21 protein-coding genes and 1 riboswitch are annotated in these 22,061 nt (G+C 73.5%); of the genes, 5 read left to right on the top strand and 16 right to left on the bottom strand.

Annotated features, from left to right (window positions below):
- Positions 1–16: 16 nt before the first annotated feature.
- Together AC07AL_RS31605 and AC07AL_RS31600 are read left to right on the top strand one after the other, a co-directional pair.
- Positions 17–1,633 carry a hypothetical protein gene (locus tag AC07AL_RS31605; protein ID WP_478319070.1) on the top strand — a complete coding sequence of 539 codons (1,617 nt, stop codon included), beginning with the start codon at positions 17–19 and terminating at the stop codon, positions 1,631–1,633.
- 275 nt (positions 1,634–1,908) lie between these two features.
- Positions 1,909–2,283: an RNA polymerase-binding protein RbpA gene (locus AC07AL_RS31600; protein ID WP_030306127.1), complete on the top strand. Its 375-nt coding sequence runs from the start codon at positions 1,909–1,911 to the stop codon at positions 2,281–2,283.
- Between the two features lie 136 nt (positions 2,284–2,419).
- On the opposite strand, the gene fxsA is transcribed toward AC07AL_RS31600, so the two are convergent.
- The 4 genes from fxsA to AC07AL_RS31580 form a co-directional block, all read right to left on the bottom strand.
- Complete coding sequence (gene fxsA, locus AC07AL_RS31595) at positions 2,420–2,998, bottom strand: FxsA family membrane protein (protein WP_400328819.1); 579 nt, start codon at positions 2,996–2,998, stop codon at positions 2,420–2,422.
- Positions 2,999–3,053: 55 nt separating this feature from the next.
- On the bottom strand, positions 3,054–4,694 hold the full coding sequence (gene lnt, locus AC07AL_RS31590) for an apolipoprotein N-acyltransferase (protein ID WP_363628230.1): 1,641 nt from the start codon (positions 4,692–4,694) through the stop codon (positions 3,054–3,056).
- Positions 4,695–5,018: 324 nt separating this feature from the next.
- Entirely contained in the window at positions 5,019–6,632 is a 1,614-nt protein-coding gene (locus AC07AL_RS31585; RefSeq protein ID WP_363628228.1) for an amidohydrolase, read from the bottom strand.
- Positions 6,633–6,663: 31 nt separating this feature from the next.
- Complete coding sequence (locus AC07AL_RS31580) at positions 6,664–7,104, bottom strand: Lrp/AsnC family transcriptional regulator (protein ID WP_350883567.1); 441 nt, start codon at positions 7,102–7,104, stop codon at positions 6,664–6,666.
- A 229-nt stretch (positions 7,105–7,333) separates the two neighbouring features.
- Here AC07AL_RS31580 and AC07AL_RS31575 point away from each other — a divergent pair, with 229 nt between their 5' ends.
- Positions 7,334–7,804: a hypothetical protein gene (locus AC07AL_RS31575; protein ID WP_363581684.1), complete on the top strand. Its 471-nt coding sequence runs from the start codon at positions 7,334–7,336 to the stop codon at positions 7,802–7,804.
- Positions 7,805–7,931: 127 nt separating this feature from the next.
- Here AC07AL_RS31575 and AC07AL_RS31570 read toward each other — a convergent pair whose 3' ends face one another.
- Positions 7,932–9,095 carry an acyl-CoA dehydrogenase family protein gene (locus AC07AL_RS31570; protein ID WP_363628226.1) on the bottom strand — a complete coding sequence of 388 codons (1,164 nt, stop codon included), beginning with the start codon at positions 9,093–9,095 and terminating at the stop codon, positions 7,932–7,934.
- Between the two features lie 209 nt (positions 9,096–9,304).
- Here AC07AL_RS31570 and AC07AL_RS31565 point away from each other — a divergent pair, with 209 nt between their 5' ends.
- Together AC07AL_RS31565 and AC07AL_RS31560 are read left to right on the top strand one after the other, a co-directional pair.
- On the top strand, positions 9,305–9,937 hold the full coding sequence (locus AC07AL_RS31565; RefSeq protein ID WP_400803215.1) for a uridine kinase family protein: 633 nt from the start codon (positions 9,305–9,307) through the stop codon (positions 9,935–9,937).
- Positions 9,938–10,344: 407 nt separating this feature from the next.
- Entirely contained in the window at positions 10,345–12,312 is a 1,968-nt protein-coding gene (locus AC07AL_RS31560) for an AAA family ATPase (protein WP_363628422.1), read from the top strand.
- 27 nt (positions 12,313–12,339) lie between these two features.
- Here the strand turns inward: AC07AL_RS31560 and AC07AL_RS31555 are convergent, their stop codons facing one another.
- From AC07AL_RS31555 to AC07AL_RS31505, 11 genes are all read right to left on the bottom strand, one after another.
- Positions 12,340–13,326, bottom strand: coding sequence for an NAD-dependent epimerase/dehydratase family protein (locus AC07AL_RS31555; protein ID WP_363628224.1), 987 nt, complete (start codon positions 13,324–13,326; stop codon positions 12,340–12,342).
- Between the two features lie 98 nt (positions 13,327–13,424).
- The gene (locus tag AC07AL_RS31550; protein ID WP_363623619.1) at positions 13,425–14,471 is read right to left on the bottom strand and encodes a hemolysin family protein; all 1,047 of its coding nucleotides are present in this window, start codon (positions 14,469–14,471) and stop codon (positions 13,425–13,427) included.
- The gene (locus AC07AL_RS31545) at positions 14,468–15,811 is read right to left on the bottom strand and encodes a hemolysin family protein (RefSeq protein ID WP_363581676.1); all 1,344 of its coding nucleotides are present in this window, start codon (positions 15,809–15,811) and stop codon (positions 14,468–14,470) included. Before AC07AL_RS31545 ends, AC07AL_RS31550 begins: the two co-directional genes overlap by 4 nt.
- A 281-nt stretch (positions 15,812–16,092) precedes the next feature.
- Positions 16,093–16,533: a PH domain-containing protein gene (locus AC07AL_RS31540; RefSeq protein WP_350883553.1), complete on the bottom strand. Its 441-nt coding sequence runs from the start codon at positions 16,531–16,533 to the stop codon at positions 16,093–16,095.
- A 165-nt stretch (positions 16,534–16,698) separates the two neighbouring features.
- Positions 16,699–17,547 carry an ATP phosphoribosyltransferase gene (gene hisG / locus AC07AL_RS31535; protein WP_350883551.1) on the bottom strand — a complete coding sequence of 283 codons (849 nt, stop codon included), beginning with the start codon at positions 17,545–17,547 and terminating at the stop codon, positions 16,699–16,701.
- A 45-nt stretch (positions 17,548–17,592) separates the two neighbouring features.
- Positions 17,593–17,865, bottom strand: coding sequence for a phosphoribosyl-ATP diphosphatase (locus tag AC07AL_RS31530; RefSeq protein WP_363581674.1), 273 nt, complete (start codon positions 17,863–17,865; stop codon positions 17,593–17,595).
- A gap of 100 nt (positions 17,866–17,965) precedes the next feature.
- Entirely contained in the window at positions 17,966–18,439 is a 474-nt protein-coding gene (gene ribH / locus AC07AL_RS31525) for a 6,7-dimethyl-8-ribityllumazine synthase (protein WP_478319067.1), read from the bottom strand.
- A gap of 76 nt (positions 18,440–18,515) precedes the next feature.
- Positions 18,516–19,793 (bottom strand): bifunctional 3,4-dihydroxy-2-butanone-4-phosphate synthase/GTP cyclohydrolase II, encoded by a 1,278-nt coding sequence (locus tag AC07AL_RS31520; RefSeq protein ID WP_363623617.1) that lies wholly within the window; start codon positions 19,791–19,793, stop codon positions 18,516–18,518.
- A complete protein-coding gene (locus AC07AL_RS31515; protein WP_363581899.1) occupies positions 19,790–20,377 on the bottom strand; it encodes a nicotinamide mononucleotide transporter family protein in 588 nt (195 codons plus the stop codon). The genes AC07AL_RS31520 and AC07AL_RS31515 overlap by 4 nt, the downstream gene beginning before the upstream one ends.
- A gap of 56 nt (positions 20,378–20,433) precedes the next feature.
- Positions 20,434–21,096: a riboflavin synthase gene (locus AC07AL_RS31510; RefSeq protein WP_063346476.1), complete on the bottom strand. Its 663-nt coding sequence runs from the start codon at positions 21,094–21,096 to the stop codon at positions 20,434–20,436.
- A 208-nt stretch (positions 21,097–21,304) separates the two neighbouring features.
- Positions 21,305–21,432: riboswitch (FMN riboswitch) on the bottom strand.
- 177 nt (positions 21,433–21,609) lie between these two features.
- Positions 21,610–21,924, bottom strand: a complete 315-nt coding sequence (locus AC07AL_RS31505) for an antibiotic biosynthesis monooxygenase family protein (RefSeq protein WP_159398348.1) — start codon at positions 21,922–21,924, stop codon at positions 21,610–21,612.
- Between the last annotated feature and the right edge of the window lie 137 nt (positions 21,925–22,061).

The following is a 22,061-nucleotide window of genomic DNA, read 5'->3' as shown; positions in this document are numbered from 1 at the left end:
CCCGGGGAGTCAAGGAATGCCGCTCCAACGCCATCTCAGCAAGGGCCGCGAGATCGCCCGAACCGCCGGGGACCACGCCTCCGACATGTTCGCCCCGCTCTCCGTGATCGGCCGCGGACTGCGCCACCACGCGGGCTGGGCCAAGGACCGCTGGAACGCCACCCCGAAGGAGCGCCGCGGCCCGACGCTGTTCCTCTCCGCCGCGATGCTGGTCGGCGTCTACCTGCTGCCGCACGGCCTGCTGTTCGCCCTGATCGCCCTGATGGCCAGCTCCGCCTGGGCCGGCCGGGCCCCCAAGCCCGCACCCGCCCCGCCCGCCCCGGACGTCGCCGACATCAAGCTCGGCGCGCTCTACGCGGCACTCACGCCGTACCTGTGCGGCCCCGAGGACGCCAACCCGCTGTACCACTACGAGGGCCACTACAAGAACGCCTTCGGCTCCTGGGAGTTCGACGACGAGGGCCGGCTCTCCCGGCTGGAACTCGGCTACCCGGCGTACTTCACCGACACCGAGCCGATCGCGCGGGCCCGGATCGAGCAGGTCGTCCAGGGCAAGGCCGGCCGGGCCCGGGAGTACCGCTTCGACTGGGACGAGGAGTCCAACCGGCTGCGGATCGCCGCACTCACCCCGCTGCCCGCCGACATCGTCGCCCAGCGCTTCGTGGCCGCCCCCGGCGAGATCGTGCTCGGCTTCACCGACGAGGACGGCACCGCCCGGACCATCCCGGTCACCCAGGGCGGCGCGATCGCCCAGCAGCCGCCGGTCGTCTGGCGCACCGGCCCCCGCTCGGCCGAGCCGCACCTGCTGGCGCTCGGCGTCACCGGCTACGGCACCTCCAGCCTGATCCGCTCGATCGCGCTCCAGGCGCTCCCGTACGGGGACCTGGTGGTGGTCGACGGCGCGGGCACCGGGGAGCACGCCTGCCTGGTCAACCGACCCGGCGTGCACACCGTGGAGACCAGCCTGCACGGCGCGCTGGCCGCGCTGGAGTGGGCCGCGCAGGAGACCGAGCGCCGGCTCGCCGCGCTGAACGCCGCCCGGCACGCCGGCACCGCGCCCCCCGAGGACGCCACCCGCCCGCTCTGGCTGCTCCTGGACCACCCGACCGAGCTGAGCGAGCTCGCCCACGCCGAGGGCCGCCCGGACCCGCAGGACCTGCTGGAACTGCCGCTGCGGCACGGCCGCGCCGCCCGCGTCACCGTGGTGATCGCCGACGACGTCGAGGCCAGGGGCCGGATCACCTCGACCGTGCGCTCCACCACCCGGGCCCGGGTGGTACTCGGCCCCACCGGGCCCGAGGAGGGCCACGCCGTGCTCGGCGCGCCGCTGGACATCGTGCCCGCCGCGCACGCCCCCGCCGGCCGCGGCTACGCCCGGATCGGCAACAGCACCCCCGTCCGGCTCCAGGTGCCCGCCACCGTCGACCCGCTGGACGAGGAGGCCCCGGCCCAGCTGCGGGACGCGGTGATCGCCCTGCTGCCGCACCGCGACACCCGCACCGAGGCCGCCGCCGACCTGCCGCCCCGGCCGGAGCGCCCGCCAGTGGTCCTGCCCGCCGATCCGGCCCCCCTGGCCCACCCGGTCGACCTCGCCAAGGGCGAGCCGATGATCCGTTCCCGCCCGATCTCCTGACCGCGGCGGACGGGGGCGGCGACGGTCGTCGAATCCCGCCCCGGTAGGCTCGTCACGGAAAGGCCGACCGATCACCAGATGTGAAATAGGTGACACCTAGGGTGATATCCACGGCCAGATGTGACAAATCGGGCGCCGATGGGTACAAACAGGGGCGGCACGACAGACGACGCATGTCCCCGGACGGGAATCTTCGTCGGAAGCCGAGCGTTGACCGAACGACGAAGAACAGCGACCACTAGTCCTGTGGGCCATAAGCCCGGGAGGCACGATTCATGAGCGAGCGAGCTCTCCGCGGCACGCGACTCGGGGCCACTAGCTACGAGACCGACCGCGGTATCGATCTGGCTCCCCGCCAGACCGTCGAGTATGCATGTCAGAACGGACACCGATTCGAGGTTCCTTTCTCGGTCGAGGCGGAGATCCCCCAGGCCTGGGAATGCCGCTTCTGTGGCCAGGAGGCGGTACTTCTCGACGGCGACGAGCCGGAAGAGAAGAAGGTCAAGCCGACGCGTACCCATTGGGACATGCTGATGGAGCGCCGGACCCGTGAGGAACTGGAGGAGGTACTGGCCGAGCGACTGGCCGTGCTCCGCTCCGGCGGAATGAACCTCGCGGTACACCCGCGGGACACCCGCAAGAGCGCCTGACCTCGCTCCCGCCACGGCGGGAGGACGCGAAAAGGGACCCTGGTCACCAGGGTCCCTTTCGCGTTCCCGCCTCGCGTTCCCACGCGCTCCCGGGAAGGCGAGGCGAGGCCGGCTCTCGCGTTCCCGGGAGGGGCGGTCAGCCCGAGATCGGCGGGCGGTAGGTGGTGTCCGGGCCCTGCGGACCGCGCGGGCCATCACCGGGCTCCACCACCTCGCCCTGGATCACCTTGCCGTCCGGGCGGTGGATGCGCAGCTGCTCCTGCAACCGCATCGCGTCCGCGAACGGATCAGCCCCGGCGGCGACGGTGCTGCGCAGCGCCTTGTCGGCCACCCGGCGGCCACCGGCCCGCCAGAGCGCCCGGGTGGGCGGGAACAGCAGGGTGAGCGCCACCAGGTCCGACAGGAAGCCCGGGACGATCAGCAGCAGGCCCGCCAGCACCGTCAGGCTGGTGCCGGTCTCGGGCTGCTCGGACTTCGGGTCCTTGCTCTGCTCGATCGCCGCGGACAGCGCCTTCAGCCCGGCCCGCTTGATCAGCGAACCGCCGATCAGCGCGCCCGCGACGAGCAGCAGCACGACGACGAATCCACCCAGCCACGAGCCCACTTGGACCAGCAGCCAGATCTCCAGCACCAGCCAGGCGGTGATCAGCAGCGGCAGCACCCGGCGGAGCTTGCCGCGCGGGGCCGGACGGGCGGGGGTAGCTTGCTGGGTCACGGTACGAATCCACTCCAAGCAGTGCTCTGCGCGCCGCACGGGAGGTCCGGGCCGGCTACGGCACCACCTGGTCCAACGATTCCCCCGCGGCCGGTGTTCCGGCGCCGGTCTTCCGTCGGCGGCCGACCAGCACGCCCGCGCCGCAGGCCAGCAGGCCCGCGAGGGCCAGCGTCCACTCCGGCGCGGCGCCGACCCGGTCGGCGACCGTGGTGCCGTCGCGCAGCGGGACGACCGCCGACAGCTCGGCCGCGGTCAGCTCCTCGGTACGCTGCTGGACCGTGCCGTCCGGGGCGATCACCGCGCTGATGCCGCTGGTGGCGGCGATCAGCACGGCCCGGCCGTGCTCGACCGCGCGCAGCCGGCTCATCGCGAGCTGCTGCTCGGGCTGGCCGGTCTTGGCATAGGTCGCGTTGTTGGTCTGGACCACCAGGACGCGGGCGCCGCTGTCCACGGTGTCGCGGACGATCTCGTCGTAGGCGACCTCGAAGCAGATCACGTCGCCGATCCGGGCCGGGCCGAGCTGCATGACGCCGTTGTGGTCGCCGGGGTAGAAGTCCCGGGCGACCCGCTGGAGCCGGGTGATCACCTTCATCAGCTGGGCGCGGAACGGCACGTACTCCCCGAACGGGACGGGGTGCTGCTTGGTGTAGGAGGCGCCGGGGCCGGTCTTCGGGTCCCAGACGATGCCCTCGTTCTGGACGTGCTGCGCGTCCGGGCCGTCCACCAGGGTGCCGACCAGGGTGGGCACGCCCACCGTCTTCACGGCCTGGTCGATGCGCTGGTAGGCGAGCGGGTCGCTGAACGGGTCCAGGTCGGAGGAGTTCTCCGGCCAGATCACGATGTCGGGGCGCTCGGCCTTGCCGGCGGCGATGTCCGCGGCCAGCCGCTCGGTCGCCACCGCGTGGTTGTTGAGGACCATCATCGGGCGGCCCAGGAAGTCCATGCCCGGGTTGGGCACGTTGCCCTGGACGATGGCGACCTTCACGGTGTCGGCCGGCGCGGTCGGCACCGGCACCAGGTACCCGGCCAGCAGCGCGGCCACCGCGCCCAGCCCCGCCAGCGCGGCGGCCCGGGGCGTCTTGCGCGGCCCGCGCAGGCGCAGCGCGGCGCCGGCGAGCAGGGCTCCCGAGAGGGCGACCGCGAAGGTCACCAGCGGTGCGCCGCCGAGCGCGGCCAGCGGCGTGAACGGGGTCGCGGTGTTGGCGAAGGCCAGCCGCCCCCACGGGAAGCCGCCGAACGGCAGCCGGTCGCGCGCCCACTCCTGGGTGATCCACAGGCAGGCCGCCCAGAGCGGCCAGGCCGGCAGCCGGGAGGTGAGGGCCAGACCGCCGCCGAGGACGGCCAGGAACAGCGCCTCCACGACCGACAGGCCGACCGTCGCGTCCCAGCCGACCACCCGCAGCCAGCTGAGCAGCAGCAGGAAGAACGGCAGGCCGAAGGCGAAGCCCGTCCAGACCGCCTGGCGGACGGTGCGGCCCCGGGTGAGCAGGGACAGCGCGGCGACGCCGGCCAGCGACAGCGGCCACAGGTCGAAGGGCGGGAAGGCGAGTGCGAGCAGCAGACCCGCCAGGGCCGCGAGGCCGGTGCGGGGAAGGCCCGCCCGGACCTTGGCGACGGCGCGGGCGGCCCGGCCGGGCCTGGGCGCCGACTCCGCCGGCTCGGGTGCGGCCCCCGGCCGCTCCTGGGTGACGGGCATGGCCACCGGCGCACCATCTTCCTGGATCTTGCTGTTCGGACGCTGTCCGAAGAAGGTACCCCGGAAGGTCAGGGAAGCGTGAGGTCAGGGTGGTAGCAGGGTCAGCGCCTCACGGCCCGGCGGGCCTTGCCGCACACGCCCCCGACCGGGCGGCGGGGTCGGCGGCGCGGTGCTGCCCGCCCAGGGGCTCCGGGCGGAAGTCCGGGGCGGGCAGCTCGCGGGGGACGGTGAAGCCGGCGGGGACCAGCGGGGCGGTCGTCCTGGGGGTCGCCCCACGGCCGCCAGGCCGCCGCTTCGGCCGGGTTCACGCGGGTCTGCTCGGCTCTACTCGGCGGCCCGGTGGACGGTGCGGCCGCGGACGACGGTGCGCAGGCAGGCCGGCAGCGGGTGGCCGGGGGTGAGGTCGGGCAGGCCCGGGGTGCCGGAGCGCGGGTCGGTGGACCAGCCCGCCACCCGGGAGTCCGGGGCCTGGACGACCAGTTCGTCGGCGGCCCAGATCGCGTAGCTGGCGACGGCGCCGGGCACGAGCACGCCGTCCTGGTCGCGGCCGATCGCGCGCCAGCCGCCGCGGGTGTGCGCGGTGAAGGCCGCGCGGACGGAGATCCGGTGGTCCAGGGTCTGGTGGAAGGCGGCCGCGCGGACGGTGCCCCAGGGGTCGAGCGGGGTGACCGGGGCGTCCGAGCCGAAGGCCAGCGGCACACCGGCCCGCAGCAGGGCGGCGAAGGGGTTGAGCGCGGCGGCCCGCTCGGCGCCGAGGCGCTGGACGTACATGCCGTCCGGGCCGCCCCAGGCGGCGTCGAAGGCGGGCTGGACGGAGGCGGTGAGGCCGAGTTCGGCGAAGGCGGCGACGGACTCGTCGTCCAGCGCCTCGGCGTGCTCGACGCGGTGGCGCAGCGCCTTGACCCGCCCGGCGCCGACCCGCTCCCCGGCCGCCCGGACGCCGTCCAGGACGGCGGCCACGGCCGCGTCGCCGATGGCGTGGAAGCCGGCCTGGAGCCCGGCCTCGGTGCAGGCGGCGACGTGGTCGGCGACCTGCTCGGCGGTCAGGTAGGCGGTGCCGGTGTGCTCGGCGTCGGCGTAGGGGGTGTGCAGGCAGGCGGTGTGCGAGCCCAGCGCGCCATCCGCGAAGAGGTCGCCGCCGGCGCCCACCGCGCCGAGCCGGCGGGCCGTCTCGACGCCGCCCAACTCACCCCAGTAGCCGAAGACTTCGGGGCCTTCACCCTCGGCGGCGAGGGCCAGCAGGGCGGCCAGGTCGGCCTCGGAGGAGATCTCCGGGCCGGCGCACTCGTGCAGCGCGCCGATGCCGAGTTCGGCAGCGCGGGCGAGGGTGGCGCGCTGGGCGCGGCCGCGCTGCTCGGGGGTGAGGTGGGCGAGCGCGGTCCGCCGGACGGCGTGGTGGGCGTCCTTGGTGAGCGGGCCGTCGGCGGTGTGGCCGGGGCGCTCGGCCAGGCCGGGGGCGAGGGTGCGCAGCGCCGTGGTGGCGAGCGCGGAGTGCACGTCGGTGCGGGAGAGGTAGAGCGCGGCGCCGCGGGCGGCGGCGTCGAGTTCGGCGAGCGTGGGCGGGCGGCCCTCGGGCCAGCCGGTCTCGTCCCAGCCGTGGCCGATGAGCACCCCGCCGGGCTCGGGCCGGGCGTCGACGAAGGCGGTGACGGCGGCGAGGGCGTCGGCCAGCGAGGGGCTGCCGGTGAGGTCGAGGCCGGTGAGCGCCAGGCCGGTGGCGGTGGCGTGCACGTGGGCGTCGACGAAGGCGGGGGTGACCAGGGCGCCGTCCAGGTCGACGATCTCGTCGGCGGTGGCGGCGTACGCCTCGGCGGCGCCGTCGCTGCCGACCCAGGCGATGTGCTCGCCCTCGACGAGCATCGCGGTGGCGAAGGGGTCGGCGGGGCTGTAGACGGCGCCGCCGCGCAGCAGGACGGTCCGGGAAGTGCGTTCGGTCATGCCGCTAAGTCTGCACCTGCGGGGTTCGTCCTCAGAGCCTCGGGGGTCGCGCCTCGTAGGGGGTGGAGAGGACGACGGTGGTGCGGGTGGAGACGCCGGCGGCGCTGCGGATGCGGGCGAGCAGGTCCTCCAGGTCGCCGGGGGCGCCGACGCGCACCTTGAGGATGTAGTTCTCGTCGCCGGCGACGCTGTGGCAGGCCTCGATCTCGGGCAGGCCGGCCAGCCGTTCGGGGGTGTCGTCCGGGGCGCTGGGGTCGAAGGGCTTGACCGAGATGAACGCGGTCAGTGCCAGGTCGACGGCGTCGGGGTCGATGATCGCGGTGTAGCCGCGGATCACCCCGCGCTGTTCGAGGCGGCGCACCCGCTGGTGCACCGCCGAGGTGGACAGGCCGGTGGCCTTGCCCAGGTCCGTGTAGCTCATCCGGCCGTCCTCTAGGAGCAGCTGGACGATGCGTTGGTCGAGATCCTCCACAGTGCGCAAACCTACCCGGTCGGGGGCACGGGGGGCGCACGCGGTGTCACATCGGGTGCCCGCAGGTGTCACGCGGGCAAATGCCAGGCGAATGTGGCAGTGGATGTGGCCAAGGACACACCCGGTGCATCACGGTGCACCGGACCGCAGGGTTATGAGCCCGAATCGAAGGGAAGTGCTGGTTGTGGCCCCGGGCGACCACGCCGGGCCCGATCCGAGGGGGATCCTCATGCCGACTGACCAGCGTGCCCTGGGCGCCGACGAGACCGACGATACGACCGGCCGCGACGACCTCGCGGTCGATCACGGCCACGTCCCGGGCATCGACCCGGGCGAGGCCGAGACCTGGGACATCTTCCGGGTGCACTGCCCCGAGTGCCGCCGCCCGATCGCCCTGGTGGCCGACGAGGAGCGGCTGCCGCAGCACGCGCTGCTGCCGACCGCCTGGAACCCCTTCACCCCCGCGCTGTGCCCGGGTTCGGGCACGCCGACCGACGACCTCGCCGAGGTGGAGACCCCGGAGGACGCCCAACCCGCCGGACTCGACGCGCTGTTCAGGCTCCCCACCGAACTCGACTGGCGCACCCAGCCGTTCTCGCACGCGGTGGCGCACCGGCCGACGCGGACCGCCGTCGTCGCCCCGGCCGTCCCGGTCATCTCGGCCATCCCCGAGCAGCGCCGCCGCCTGGTCCGGCGCTGATCCGCCGGCCCGCGCGGGCGGGTTGCTGATCCGCCCGCCCGCGCAGGCGGGTTGACGCAGGATCGAAGACGCCTCCGGCCGTCACTCCGCACCCTGGAGTGACGGCCGGAGGCCGTTTGTGGGGGGCTCAGCCCTTGGTGAGGTGACGGCCGATCACCAGGCGCTGGATCTGGTTGGTGCCCTCGACGATCTGCAGCACCTTCGCCTCGCGCATGTAGCGCTCGGCCGGGAAGTCCTGCGTGTAGCCGTAGCCGCCGAGCACCTGGACCGCGTCGGTGGTCACCCGCATCACGGCGTCGGTGCAGAACAGCTTGGCCATCGCCGCCTCCTTGGAGAACGGCAGGCCCGCGTCCCGCAGCCGGGCGGCGGACAGGTAGAGCGCCCGCCCGGCCTCGATCTGGGTGGCCATGTCGGCGAGCATGAAGGACAGGCCCTGGAACTCGGCGATCGGGCGGCCGAACTGACGGCGGGTGCGCGCGTAGTCGACCGCGAGGTCGAGCGCGGCCTGGGCGACGCCGACCGCGCAGGCGGCGATGCCGAGGCGGCCGGAGTCCAGTGCGGCGAGCGCGATCTGGAAGCCCTGGCCCTCCTCGCCGATCAGCCGGTCGCGGGAGACCCGGGCGCCGTCGAAGTGCAGTTGCGCGGTCGGCGAGGAGCGCATGCCCATCTTGTGCTCCGGCGGGGCGGCCGACAGGCCCTGTGCGTCGCCCGGGACGAGCAGGCAGCTGATGCCCTTGGAGCCCTCGCCGCCGGTGCGCACCAGGGCGCTGTAGAAGTCCGCCCGGCCGCCGTGGGTGATCCACGCCTTGGTGCCGTTCACCACGTACGCGTCGCCGTCGAGGTCGGCGCGGGTGCGCAGCGCGGCCGCGTCCGAACCGGACTGCGGTTCGGAGAGGCAGTAGGCGCCGAGCTGCTCGCCGGAGAGCATTCCGGGCAGCCACCGGCCGCGCTGCTCCTCGGTGCCGAAGCCGGCCAGCGCGTGGCAGGAGAGGGTGTGCACGCTCACCCCGAGGCCGACGGCCAGCCAGCCGGACGCCAGCTCCTCCAGCACCTGCAGGTACACCTCGTAGGGCTGCCCGCCGCCGCCGTACTTCTCGTCGTAGGGGAGGGAGAGCAGGCCGGCCTCGCCGAGGGTGCGGAAGACCTCCCGCGGGAAGCGGCCGGCGGCCTCGTCCTCGGCCGCGCGGGGCTGCAGCTCGCGCTGGACCAGGTCCCGGGTGAGGCTCAGCAGCTCGTGGGCCTCCTCGCTGGGCAGCTGGCGCTCCACGGCTTTCACTGGGGACGGGGTCATGGCGGCGGTCGCCTCCTCGATCGGGCACCGGAGCGTGGTGTGGCTGGTCCGGCGCGGGTGTGGCAGGTCGGCCCGACCGGCACCGGATTACGGTGAACGGCCGTTCACAGGCATGGCGATGCGAGTATGCCGGAAACCCGCGCCGCCGTCACGATCACCCAGGAGTAACTGGACGGACTGGTGGGCTACGGCACCGTAGGGTTGCCGTTGTGGCTGCTTCCCGACCCCTCTTCCCCGCCCTTCCACCCGTTCCCGGCGACGCGGTGGCCTCGCTCGCGGCGGAGCTGCGCGCACTGCCGCCCTCCTGCGGGCCGGTGCGGCTGGTCGCGGTGGACGGGCACGCGGGCTCGGGCAAGACGACCTTCGCCGGGCGGCTGGCGGCGGCGCTCGGCGGGGCGCCGGTGGTCCACCTCGACGACCTGGCCACCCACGCCGAGCCCTTCGGCTGGACCGGGCGGCTGCGCGAACAGGTGCTGGAGCCGCTGGCGGCCGGCCGGGACGGCGCGTACCGGGTGTACGACTGGACGCTGCGCCGCTTCGCGGGCACGGCCGCGGTGCCGGTCGCCCCGGTGGTGCTGGTGGAGGGCGTCGGCGCCGGACGGCGGGCGGTGCGGCCGTGGCTGGCCCGGGTGATCTGGCTGGAGTTGGACGCCGCCTCGGCCCGGCGGCGCGGCGAGCAGCGGGACGGGCCGGATCTGGCCGAGTTCTGGGCCGGCTGGGCCCGGGCCGAATCGGCGCATTTCGCCGCGGATCCGAGCCGTCCGTTCGCCGGGACGCGGGTCGACGGGGTGACCGGACGAATCACGCCGGGCACCGTGGGTGAACCTTCAACAAGCCCTTGACCTGCGCTGTCGCCAGGATTTAGGTTCTCCTCAGCCGCCGGAACGGGATGTTCCGGCCGCCTCGGACCCGGCGTCCCCGGCTTGTTCCCCCGTGAGCCGGGGGCGCCGTCCGGTCCTTTCCGAATCGCGCTCCCCCACCCCCGGTCCAGGCCCCCACCCGCTCAACGACCGCTCACACGATCGCATTTGACTCCGTGGGCGCCCTTCCGGATCAGCGCCACGCCGGTACGATTCCTCGCAGGCGCAGATGCGCCCGGGGGCTTTCGACCACCGGCCCGGCTGCACGCAGGCGACCTGCCACCGAGCCCCGGGCCAAGCCGCGGGGGGCGTGAGTGACGACGGTGGACAGTTCGGACAGCAACGCGGGCGGCCCGGACCGGCTCGCCGAACGCGCGTGGCTGCGTGCCATGGACGCGTACACGGCGGGCGCGTACGCCCGTGCCGAGGAGGAGTTCCGCGCGGCCGTCCGGCTGGACCCGGGCATGGCCGACGCCTGGCTCGGCCTGCACGCGCTGCGCAGCGACACCTCGGCGGCGCTGCTGGCCATGTACCGCAACCAGAAGCGGTTCGGCGAGCAGCGGCGGCGCCACCGCCGCCCGCTCAGTTCCTGGTACTGGCTGGGCTGGTGGGTGCAGCCCGTCCTGGAGGACGCCCGCGACCTGGCTCTGGCGCACGCCTCGCACTGGCTGGACGGCCGCCACCTGGCCGAGCTGGACCGGGCGCTGGAACAGTGCCCGGCGCCCAGCGAGGACCCGTCCGCCCAGTTCCTGTACGCCTGCCGGTCCTATCTGCTCAAGGACTGGGAGCAGTTGATCCGGGACACCGACCGGCTGCTGGACGACCCACTGCTCGGCATCGAGGCCGGGCTGTTCGCCGGCATGGCACGGGTCCGGCTGGACATGTGCGCCCAGGCGCAGGCGCCGCTGGCCGCCTCGCTGGCCCGCTGCCGCTCCGAGCAGCCCCAGCGCAAGGAGCTGCGGTACTGGCTGGCCCGGGCGTACGAGGGGGCCGGGCGCAGTGCGGCCGCGCTGCCGCTCTACCGGGCGGTGCACCGGGCCGATCCGGTGTTCATGGACACCGCCGCGCGGCTGGCCGCGATCGCGGCGGAGGACGGGTTGGCGGACGACCTGCCGGACGCCTTGCTGGACGGCGGCCTACCGGCGGGCGGTCGGTCGGCCGGGTACGAGGACACCGCGCCGGACGAGGCGGACGAGGCGGACTTCCAGGACGGGGCCGGGTACGCCACGGCGGGGGGCTTCGGCGACGCGGCCCCCGGGTTCACCGAGGGCGCCGGGTACACCGAGGGCGCCGGGTACACCGGCGGGGTCGGATTCGTCGAGGGCGTCGGGTTTCTCACGGGGCCCGGCCCGGGCGACGCCTCCACGGCGGACCCCGCGCCGCAGGCGGCCGGCGAGCGGTCGGGTTCGCCGGGCGGCTCCGCCACCCCGCTGCCGGCTCCGGTCCGCGCCGAGGCCCAGCCCCGCACCGCTCCACTGCCCGCCACCCAACCGGTCGACGACGAGCGCGAGTTGGACGCGGCGCTGGCGGAACTCTCGCTGATGGTGGGCCTGGAGCCGGTCAAGCGCCAGGTGCGGGCGCTGTCGGCGCAGCTGCGGATGTCCAGACTCCGGGCCGCGCAGGGCCTGCCGGTCCAGCCGCCCAAGCGCCACTTCGTCTTCTCCGGCCCCTCCGGCACCGGCAAGACCACCGTGGCCCGGATCCTCGGCCGGGTCTTCCACGCCCTCGGGCTGCTCTCCGGCGACCACCTGGTGGAGGCCCAACGGGCCGACCTGGTCGGCGAGTTCCTCGGCCAGACCGCGGTCAAGGCGAACGAGCTGATCGATTCGGCGCTGGACGGCGTGCTGTTCATCGACGAGGCGTACAGCCTCTCCAACTCCGGCTACACCAAGGGCGACGCCTACGGCGACGAGGCCCTACAGGTGCTGCTGAAACGCGCCGAGGACAACCGCGACCGTCTGGTGGTGATCCTGGCCGGCTACCCCGAGGGCATGAACCGGCTGCTCGCCACCAACCCCGGCCTCAACTCCCGCTTCACCACCCGGGTCGACTTCCCCAGCTACCGCCCGAACGAGCTGACCGCGATCGGCGCCGCGCTGGCCGGCCGGGACGGCGACGGCTGGGACGAGGACGCGGCCGAGGAACTGGCCAGCATCTGCGCCCACGTGGTCCGCGAGGGCTGGATCGACGAACTCGGGAACGGCCGGTTCATCCGCACCCTCTACGAGAAGTCCTGCGCCTACCGGGACCTGCGGCTCTCACTGCTGCGCGAGCCGCCGGGCCGGGAGGACCTGGCGACCCTGCGCCTGCCCGACCTCGTCCAGGCCTACGGGGAGCTGATCGACGGCCGCGGCTGAGACCAGCTCCCCGGGATCGCGCCGGGATCAGCCCCGGAGCAGCTCGGCCTCGCGCTCGGGGTCGAGTCCGACCTTCGGCCGGTCGGCGCGCTGCGGGGCGACGCCGCCGATCGACCGCAGCCAGGCCCAGGTGTCCTCGACCGTCTCGCCCACCGGCCGGCAGCGCAGCCCGGCGGCGACCGCCCGGTCCACGGACGCGCCGTGCAGGAAGTCGTTCAGCTCGCCGGGCGCCAGCCAGATCGGCAGCTCCGTCCAGGGCTCGACGCCGGCCGCCAGGATGCGCTCGGGGTCGGTCCAGCGCAGGTCCGCGTCCGAGCCGGTGACCCGCACGCAGGCCTCCAGCAGCTCGCCCGTCGTGGTGTGGCCCGCCGGGCTGACCACGTTGCACGCGCCGCCGAGCCGGGCCACCGATGCCTCCAGGAGCCAGCCCGCGAGGTCGCGGACGTCGATGTACTGCAGCGGCAGGTCGTACGGGCCGGGGGCGAGCACCGGGCCGCCCCGGGCGATCCGGTTCAGCCACCAGGGCAGCCGGCCGATGTTCTCGTGCGGGCCGAGGATCAGCCCGGCCCGGGCGAGCAGGGCGCGCCCGCCGAACTCCGCCTCCAGGGCCAGTTCGGCCCCGCGCTTGGCCTCGGCGTAGGGCACCTCGCCCTCCGCGTCCGGGGACGACTCGACCACCTTCGCCGACTCGTCCGCCCCGCGCGCCAGCGGGTAGTCGTACACCGACCGGCTGGAGACGTACGCGTAGTGGCCGACCCGGCCGGCCAGCAGCCGGGCGCTGTCGCGCACCGCCGTCGGGGCTCCGGACCAGGTGTCCACCACCACGTCCCACTCCCCCGTGGCCAGCGCCGCGAGCCCGCCCTCGGCGGTGCGGTCGCCCAGCAGTGCGGTCACGCCCGCGGGCGCGGGCTGCGTACCCCGGTTGAGGGCCGTCACCTCCCATCCCCTGACCAGCGCATCCTCGGCGACGACCCGTCCGACGAAATTCGTTCCACCCAGCAGGAGAAGCCTCATGCCGACCACCCTGCGCCCAGGGTGGTCGGCATGGGAACGGCTGAACGCTGAGAGCAGAATCGCCCGCGGCGGACACGCCGTCAGCGAAAGGGGGAACCTCAGGCGGCGGAGCGGTGGTCCGGGTCGTGCATCTCGCCGACCAGCTCCTCCAGCACGTCCTCCAGCATGACCACACCGAGCGTGCGGCCGTCCTGGTCCAGCACGGCGGCCAGGTGGCAGGTCGCCCGGCGCATCGCGCCGAGCGCGTCGTCCAGCGGGAGGCTGCCGCGCAGCACCGTGATCGGACGCCACAGCCGGGCCGGGACGGGCGCGGACGGGTCCTCCACGTCGAGGATGTCCTTGAGGTGCAGGTAGCCCAGGTAGCCGTGGCCGGCCGGGTCGCCGTCGGTGACCGGGAAGCGCGAGAAGCCGGTGCGCAGGGCGAGTTCCTCGACCTCCGCGGCGGTCACCTTGGTGTCCACGGTGACGAGTTGCTCGGGCTTGAGCAGCACCTCGGTGACCGGGCGGTGGCCCAGCTCCAGGGCGTCCTCCAGACGCTCCTGACGGCCCTCGTCGAGCAGGCCGGCGTCCCGGGAGTCGACCAGCAGGTACATCAGCTGCTCGGTGGTGAACACCGACTCGACCTCGTCCTTGGGCTCGACCCGGAACAGCCGCAGCACACCGTTGGCGATGGCGTTCAGCAGGCTGATCACCGGGGCCAGCCAGCGGGCCAGCCGGTCCAGCGGCGGGCCGAGCCAGAGCGCGGCCTTCTCCGGGCCCGCCATGGCCATGTTCTTGGGGACCATCTCGCCCATCACCATGTGCAGGAAGACCACGACGGCCAACGAGATGCCGTACGAGAGCGGGTGCATCAGACCGGACGGGACGCCGATCGCGTGGAACGGGCCCTCCAGCAGACTGGCGATGGTCGGCTCGGCCAGGGCGCCGAGGCCCAGCGAGCAGACGGTGATGCCGAGCTGGGCGGCGGCCAGCATCGCGGACACGTTGGACAGCGCGTGCAGCACGGTGCGGGCTCGCTTGTGGCCGGCCTCGGCGAGCGGTTCGATCTGGCTGCGGCGCACCGAGACGACGGCGAACTCGGCGCCGACGAAGAAGGCGTTCCCGAGCAGGAGCAGGACGGCGACGGCCAGTTGGAGCGCGGTCATCGGGCGTTCTCCTGGTCGTCTCCGAACGAGGCCGGCGCGCTGGTGCGCTCGACCCGGACCTGGCTGGTGCGGTGCCGGTCGACACCCGTCACGGTGAAGCGCCAGCCCGGCAGCTCCGCCTGCTCGCCGACCTCGGGCAGCTTGCCGAGCAGGTCGGCGACCAGGCCGGCCAGCGTCTCGTACGGGCCGTCCGGGGCGATCAGGCCGATCGCCTCCAGCTGGTCGATCCGGGCGCGGCCCTCGGCCTCCCAGGCCGGCAGGCCGTCCACCGGGGGCAGCGGGAGCAGCTCGGGGCGGTCGGCGGGGTCGTGCTCGTCCTGCACCTCGCCGACGATCTCCTCGACGATGTCCTCGACGGTGACGACACCGGCGGTGCCGCCGTACTCGTCGACCACGATGGCCATCGGCTGGAGGCGGCGCAGCTGGTCGAGCAGCCGCTCGGCGGGCAGGGTCTCGGGCACCAGCAGCGGCGGCGAGGTGAGCTCGCTCACCCGGACCAGGCCGCGCCGGGCGGCCGGGACGGCGAGGGCGTCCTTGAGGGTCACGATGCCGGTGACCTCGTCCAGGCTGTGGGTGTACACCGGGAAGCGGGACAGGCCGGTGGCCCGGGTCAGGTTGATCACGTCGGAGGCGGTGGCGTCGCCCTGGAGGGAGGCGACGTCGATCCGCGGGGTCATCACGGACTCGGCGGTCAGCTCGCCCAGGCCCAGGGTGCGGACGAACAGGGTCGCCGACTCCTCGTCTATCGCGCCGGCCTTGGCCGAGTGGCGGGCCAGCGAGACCAGTTCGGCCGGGGTCCGGGCGTGGTCCAGCTCCTCCTGCGGCTCGACGCCGAAGGCGCGGACCGTCCGGTCGGCCGCCCCGTTGAGGAAGCTGATCAGCGGGCGGCAGGCGAAGGAGAAGGCCATGTGCGGGGCGGCGACCGCGCGGGCCACCTGGAGCGGGCGGGAGATCGCCCAGTTCTTCGGGACCAGCTCGCCGATCACCATCTGCACCACGGTGGCGAGCACCATGCCGACGACCACGGCGACGCCGCGGGCGGCCGACTCGGGCACGCCGATCCCGGTCATGACGGGGCTGAGCAGGGTGGACAACGCCGGCTCGGCGAGCATGCCGACCACCAGCGAGGTGACGGTGATGCCGAGCTGGGCGCCGGAGAGTTCGAACGAGAGGTGCCGCAGGGCCCGGGAGACGCGGACGGACTTGGCGTCTCCGGCCTCGGCGGAGCGTTCGACAGCCCCGCGCTCGACGGTCACGAAGGCGAACTCGGCGGCCACGAACAGGCCGTTGGCGAGGATCAGCAGGAGGGCTGCGAGCAACAGCAGCCAGGCGGTGATCACAGTGCCGCCTGCCTTCCGCTGACAGGAAGGTGGGCGGCGCAGGTACTACCGGACGGATCGTCCATCGAGGGGGGAAGTCACTCCTCAAGTCGTCTTTCGGGCAGGACGGAAGTTTTGCCCTGCTTTTACCAGCGTAGACCATACCCGGACGATGGTAGGAAGAGTGTTCGGACCCGCCGGGCCGAGGATTCGCAGGCCCGGCGGGGACCGGAGGGGTGTCGGCGGGCCGGCGGTGCCGGTGTGGAACGGGCGGGCGCCGACCGGCGGCGGCGCTGCGGGGCTCAGGCCCCGGCGTGGTGCTCGACCAGGTCGCGCAGGGCGCGGGCGTGCGCGATCGCCTGGTCCTTGCCGACGCCGGACTGGATGCCGACCGCGGCGAGCGAGGTGCCGTCGGCCAGGTCGAGGGTGGCCCACGGGTCGCCCTGGCGGAAGTTGACCCGGACGATCTCGGCCCAGGTGAGCCGGCGGCTGCGGACGAAGTTGACCACCGTCACGCCCTGCGCGTCGGCGCTCACCCGGGGGCGGGCCAGCATCAGGCCCACGCACGCGAACAGCACGCCGCTGCCCGCCATCATGATCCGGTCGTTGAGCTGCCAGTTCTCCGGGAGCGCCACGGCCATCACGGCGAACAGCACCACCAGCAGCGCGCAGACCGGCAGCAGCACGGCGCGGGTGCGGCGCGGCGCCCAGGTGACGGGGAACTCGACGGGCGGCGTGGACACGTGGGGTCTCCGGTGGGGTGGTTCGGGGGGAACGGTCGTTCCCGGGAACGACGGTTCCGGGCAGCGGGCGGATCCGGACGAAGGGCGGGGACGCCGGTCAGCGTCCCCGCCCCATTCAACCGTTCCTTACCCGCACCACGGCGGGCGAGGTCGCCGCCGCACCGGTCAGAGGCGGCAGGCGTGGATGTTGGTGACCAGGATGGCCCGGGCGCCGATGCCCCACAGGTCGTCCATGATCTGCTGGGCCTCCTTGCGGAGCACCATCGAGCGCACCGCCACCCAGCCCTCGGTGTGCAGCGGGGAGACGGTCGGCGACTCCAGGCCGGGGGTGAGCGCCACGGCGGCACCGACCTTCTCGGCGCGGATGTCGTAGTCCATCAGCACGTAGCGGCGGGCCACCAGCACGCCCTGGAGGCGGCGCAGGAACTGGTCCACCCGGGTGTCCTCGCCCGCGCCCTTGGGGCGGATCACCACGGCGTCCGAGATCAGGATCGGCTCGCCGAACACCTCCAGGCCGGCGTTGCGCAGGCTGGTGCCGGTCTCCACCACGTCGGCGATCACGTCGGCGACGCCCAGCTGCACCGCGGTCTCCACCGCGCCGTCCAGCTTGGTGACGGTCGCCTTCACGCCGTGGTCGGCGAGGTGCTGCTCGACCAGGCCGGTGTAGGAGGTCGCGATCCGAAGGCCCTCCAGGCCCTTGACGTCCTCGACGGCCACGCCTTCGGGGCGGGCGAAGCGGAAGGTCGACGCGGCGAAGCCGAGCGCGAGCACCTCTTCGGCGTTGGAGTGCGAGTCCAGCAGCAGGTCGCGGCCGGTGATGCCGATGTCCAGGCGGCCGGAGCCGACGTAGACGGCGATGTCGCGCGGGCGCAGGAAGAAGAACTCGACCTCGTTGTTCGGGTCGACGAGGACGAGCTCCTTGGGGTCCTTCCGCTGGCGGTAGCCGGCCTCATGGAGCATCTCCGCCGCGGGACCCGAGAGAGAACCCTTGTTGGGGACGGCGATGCGCAGCATGGGAGGTTGGTTCCTTACCTGTGGGGAGGGGCGTGCGGTTCGGGTTTAGAGGTACTTGTAGACGTCGTCGAGCGTCAGCCCGCGGGCGATCATCATCACCTGAACGTGGTACAGGAGCTGCGAGATCTCCTCGGCGGTCTGCTCGTCCGACTGGAACTCGGCGGCCATCCAGACTTCGGCGGCCTCCTCGACGACCTTCTTGCCGATCGCATGGACGCCCTGCTGGGCGAGCTGCGCGGTACGGGAGGACGAGGGGTCGCCGGTGGCGGCCTTCTGCTGGAGCTCGGCGAAGAGCTCCTCGAATGTCTTCGAAGCCATGATGGGACTCACCTTACGGCGTGCGGGCTGACCGGCGGTAAACGGTCCCGGACCGTGGACAGTCCGTTGGACGTCCACGGTCCGGGTCTGGGCGGTGCGCTCAGAGCGCGGCGCGCAGCACCGCGGCGGTCGCGACGGCCGCGGTGACGGCCTCGTGGCCCTTGTCCTCCGCGGAGCCGGGCAGGCCGGCGCGGTCGAGTGCCTGCTGCTCGTTGTCGCAGGTCAGCACGCCGAAGCCGACCGGGACGCCGGTGTCGACGGTCACCTGGGTGAGGCCGGCGGTGGCCGCCTGGCAGACGTAGTCGAAGTGCGGGGTGCCGCCGCGGATCACCACGCCGAGGGCGACGACCGCGTCGTAGCCGTGGTCGGCGAGGCGCTTCGCGGCGACCGGCAGCTCGAAGGTGCCGGGGACGCGCAGCACGGTCGGCTCGGTGACGCCCAGTTCCTTGAGCGCCCGGTGGGCGCCGTCCAGCAGGCCGTTCATCACGACGTCGTGCCACTGGGCGGCGACGACGGCGACCTTGAGGTCGGCGGCGCCGTCGATGGTCAGCTCGGGGGCTCCGTGGCCGCTCATGTTCGTTCTTCCTGTCCGTCGTGGTGGTGCGTGGGGCGTGGGGCGTGAAGCGTGAGGCGTGAGGCGTGGGGAGGGTTCAGGAGTCGAGGCCGGGCAGGTCATGGCCCATCCGGTCGCGCTTGGTGCGCAGGTAGCGCAGGTTGTGCTCACCCGGCGCGATCTCGACCGCTTCGCGCCCCTTGACCTTGAGACCGTGCTCGGTGAGCGCGGTGAGCTTCTCCGGGTTGTTGGTGAGCAGGGTGAGCGAGCGGACGCCGAGGTCCACCAGCATCTGCGCCGCGATGCTGTAGTCGCGGGCGTCGGCCGGCAGGCCGAGGTCGAGGTTGGCGTCGACGGTGTCGCGCCCCTGCTCCTGGAGTTCGTAGGCGCGCAGCTTGTGGGCCAGGCCGATCCCCCGGCCCTCGTGGCCGCGCAGGTAGAGCACCACGCCGCGGCCGGACTCGGCGACCTTGTGCAGCGAGGCCTCCAGCTGGGGGCCGCAGTCGCAGCGCAGCGAGCCGAACACGTCGCCGGTCAGGCACTCGGAGTGGACCCGGACCACGACGTCCTCGCCCTCGGGCAGCCGGCCGTCCGCGCCGAGGCCGCCGGCCACCAGCGCGAGGTGCTCGACGCCGTCGATGGTGCCCTGGTAGCCGACGGCCGTGAACTCGCCGTGGACGGTGGGCAGGGCGGTCACGGCGGCCCGGTCGACGTGCAGTTCGGTGCGGCGACGGTAGGCGATCAGGTCCTCGATGGAGATGATCGCGAGGCCGTGCTCGCGGGCGAAGGCGACCAGCTCGGGCAGCCGGGCCATGGTGCCGTCGTCGTTGACCACCTCGGCGATCGCACCGGCCGGCGGCAGTCCGGCGAGCCGGGCCAGGTCGACGGCGGCCTCGGTGTGGCCGGGGCGCACCAGCACGCCGCCCTCGACCGCGCGCAGCGGGAACACGTGCCCGGGGCGGGTGAGGTCGCCGGGCTCGGTGCCGGGCGAGGACAGCAGCCGGACGGTGCGGGCGCGGTCGGCGGCGGAGATGCCGGTGTCGACCCCCTCCCGGGCGTCCACCGAGACGGTGTACGCGGTGCCCTTGCGGTCCTCGTTGACCTGGGTCATCGGCGGCAGCTTGAGCCGGTCCAGTTCCTCGCCGGTCAGCGGGGCGCAGATCACGCCGGAGCTGTAGCGGATGGTGAAGGCCATCAGCTCGGGGGTGGCGGCGGAGGCGGCGAAGACGATGTCGCCCTCGTTCTCGCGGTCCTCGTCGTCGACCACGATCACGGCGCGGCCGAGGGCGATGTCGGCGATCGCGCGCTCGACCGGGTCGAGGACGAGTTCGGGTGCCGCCTCGCGGTCGCGGTCGGCGGTGTGGTTCTCGGTCATACCGTGACTCCCTGCGGGACGGTGGCGGAGTTGACGCGCGGCTCACGACTGCTCAGCCACCAGGAGCGCAGGCCGAGCAGCACCAGGACGAAGTAGATCGAGTAGGTGAGGCCGGAGAAGGGGTAGCCGTTGTTGAAGGCGAGCGGGACGCCGACCACGTCGACGGCGATCCAGGCGAACCAGAACTCCAGCCAGCCACGGGCCTGGGCGACCATCGCGGCCAGCGTGCCGACGAAGATGTAGGCGTCCGACCAGGGGCTCCAGGACAGGCTGGGGTGGGCCGTGAACAGCCAGGCCAGCGCGACGGTGCCGGCCGCGGTGCCGACCACGAGGGCGGCCCGCTCGGGCCAGGTGGCGAAGCGGACGGCGATCGTGCCGGTGTCCCGGCGGCCCCGCCGCCACTGGGCCCAGCCCCAGCCGGCGGTGACGAGCACGATCAGCTGCTTGCCGATCAGGCCGGGGACGTGGCCCCCGAGGTAGGCGGCGATCAGCACGGCGCCGGACAGGAGTTGGAGCGGCCAGCTCCAGACCGAGCGGCGCCAGCCGAAGGCCAGCCCGGCCAGGCCGAGCAGGTTGCCGAACATGTCGGCCCACTTCACGTGCTCGCCGAAGACGGTGAACGCTTCTCCGCTGAGCCAGTTCACTTGGACTCTCCGGCGATCGTCGGGGGAAGGGTGCGGGAGTCGAGCAGTCGCTCGACGTACTTGGCGAGCACGTCCACTTCGAGGTTGACGCTCTCGCCGACGGCCTTGGCGCCGAGCGAGGTCAGCGCGAGGGTCGTGGGGATGAGGCTGACGGTGAAGCTGTCCCGGGCGGCCTCCACCACGGTGAGGCTGACGCCGTCGACCGTGATCGAGCCCTTCTCCACCAGGTAGCGGGAGATGGTGCCGGGCAGCGAGAAGCGCAGCACCTCCCAGCGCAGGTCGCCGGCCGCGTCGCGCTCGCCGGGCTCGCGGCCCAACAGCGTGCCGGTGGCGTCGACATGGCCCTGGACGAGGTGGCCGCCGAGCCGGTCGCCGAGCGCCATGGCGCGCTCCAGGTTGACCCGGGAGCCGGGCTTCAACTCGCCGAGGCTGGAGCGGTGCAGCGTCTCGGCCATCACGTCGGCGCTGAACTCGCCCGTATCGGCCGCCAGTTGGTCCGGGCTGTCGACGACGGTCAGGCAGACGCCGTTGACCGCGATGGAGTCGCCGTGCCGCGCACCCGTACAGACCACCGGGCCGCGCAGGCGGATTCGCGAGGAGTCGCCGATCTCCTCGATCGACACGACCTCGCCGAGCTCTTCGATGATGCCGGTGAACACCCGGGTTCTCCTCGCGCTTGGGGGCGCGGACTCCGGGGCGGCATGGGAGATGACACGGACGGGCAACGGCGCGCGAGCCGACGGCACGACCCGTCGCCGGGATGCCGAGGCTGCCGGGAGATCGCTCGCCCGGCACGGGAGACACCTCTCCCGCCGTTCACCTGGCCGTGGTCCACCGGGGGACCACGGATACTGCTCTTCGTCCGCCCGCGCACGCCTCCCATCCGGACTTTAACCGTCGGTCCAGGAATTTCACCTGGTCAACCGGCCGCTGGCTGCGGACGGGTCGCGGACTGTAACCGCCGGTTCGGATTTTCACCGACCCCGGAGTGCGCTGAACGTCACTGCTGTTGGGGTCATTCTGCCATGGCGTGCGCAAGCCCAGGGAGAGCCTTCCGCTGTGGCCTGTTTCACGCGGATGCGGGGAATGTGCGGCCGGGTGGTAGGTGACGCCCACAACGTGGCGGGCGCGTACGGAAAGTGGCGGGCGCGTACGGAAAGTGGCGGGCGCGGTCAGAGCGTGGCGGGTGCGGCGATCGACGTGAAGTGGGTGACCACCGGCGGGTGCGCGAGGTAGCACAGCTCGCCCTCCGACCAGACCGGCCGGATCCGCCACATCGGCCCCGCGTACCCGCGCAGGGCCGCCTCGTCGCGCCAGCGGCTCACCACGAGCACCCGGTGTCCGTCCTCGGTCACCGAGCGCAGCAGTTCACCGCCCAGGCAACCGTCGGTCCGCCCGAGCTGCGGGATCACCTGGGTTGTCAGCAGCACACAGAATTCCTCGATGCGACCGGCCAGGACCTGCCCGGCCCAGATCCTCACGATCACGACCACCACCTCCGAGCGGAGCGCCTGGCCCCATTATCACGGTAAAACCGCTGGTGGGGAGGGGTGGCGGGGAAGCTTTACCGAGGACTGCACCGGCTGGCGGCCGGGGGCTCCGGGAAGGGGCTCGGCTAGATTTC

Source organism: Kitasatospora sp. NPDC043949, assembly GCF_056435365.1.
The sequence above is the reverse complement of the archived record's forward strand: the minus strand, read 5'-3'. Positions and strand labels throughout refer to the sequence as shown.

Excerpts from the sequence above, each read along its gene's own strand:
- AC07AL_RS31600 (WP_030306127.1), top strand. The coding sequence starts at position 1,909 with ATGAGCGAGCGAGCTCTCCGCGGCACGCGACTCGGGGCCACTAGCTAC.
- hisG (WP_350883551.1), bottom strand. The coding sequence starts at position 17,547 with ATGCTGCGCATCGCCGTCCCCAACAAGGGTTCTCTCTCGGGTCCCGCG.
- AC07AL_RS31570 (WP_363628226.1), bottom strand. The coding sequence starts at position 9,095 with ATGACCCCGTCCCCAGTGAAAGCCGTGGAGCGCCAGCTGCCCAGCGAG.
- lnt (WP_363628230.1), bottom strand. The coding sequence starts at position 4,694 with ATGCCCGTCACCCAGGAGCGGCCGGGGGCCGCACCCGAGCCGGCGGAG.
- AC07AL_RS31575 (WP_363581684.1), top strand. The coding sequence starts at position 7,334 with ATGCCGACTGACCAGCGTGCCCTGGGCGCCGACGAGACCGACGATACG.
- AC07AL_RS31550 (WP_363623619.1), bottom strand. The coding sequence starts at position 14,471 with ATGACCGCGCTCCAACTGGCCGTCGCCGTCCTGCTCCTGCTCGGGAAC.
- AC07AL_RS31560 (WP_363628422.1), top strand. The coding sequence starts at position 10,345 with ATGGACGCGTACACGGCGGGCGCGTACGCCCGTGCCGAGGAGGAGTTC.
- AC07AL_RS31605 (WP_478319070.1), top strand. The coding sequence starts at position 17 with ATGCCGCTCCAACGCCATCTCAGCAAGGGCCGCGAGATCGCCCGAACC.
- AC07AL_RS31530 (WP_363581674.1), bottom strand. The coding sequence starts at position 17,865 with ATGGCTTCGAAGACATTCGAGGAGCTCTTCGCCGAGCTCCAGCAGAAG.
- AC07AL_RS31520 (WP_363623617.1), bottom strand. The coding sequence starts at position 19,793 with ATGACCGAGAACCACACCGCCGACCGCGACCGCGAGGCGGCACCCGAA.
- ribH (WP_478319067.1), bottom strand. The coding sequence starts at position 18,439 with ATGAGCGGCCACGGAGCCCCCGAGCTGACCATCGACGGCGCCGCCGAC.
- AC07AL_RS31585 (WP_363628228.1), bottom strand. The coding sequence starts at position 6,632 with ATGACCGAACGCACTTCCCGGACCGTCCTGCTGCGCGGCGGCGCCGTC.
- AC07AL_RS31555 (WP_363628224.1), bottom strand. The coding sequence starts at position 13,326 with ATGAGGCTTCTCCTGCTGGGTGGAACGAATTTCGTCGGACGGGTCGTC.
- AC07AL_RS31515 (WP_363581899.1), bottom strand. The coding sequence starts at position 20,377 with ATGTTCGGCAACCTGCTCGGCCTGGCCGGGCTGGCCTTCGGCTGGCGC.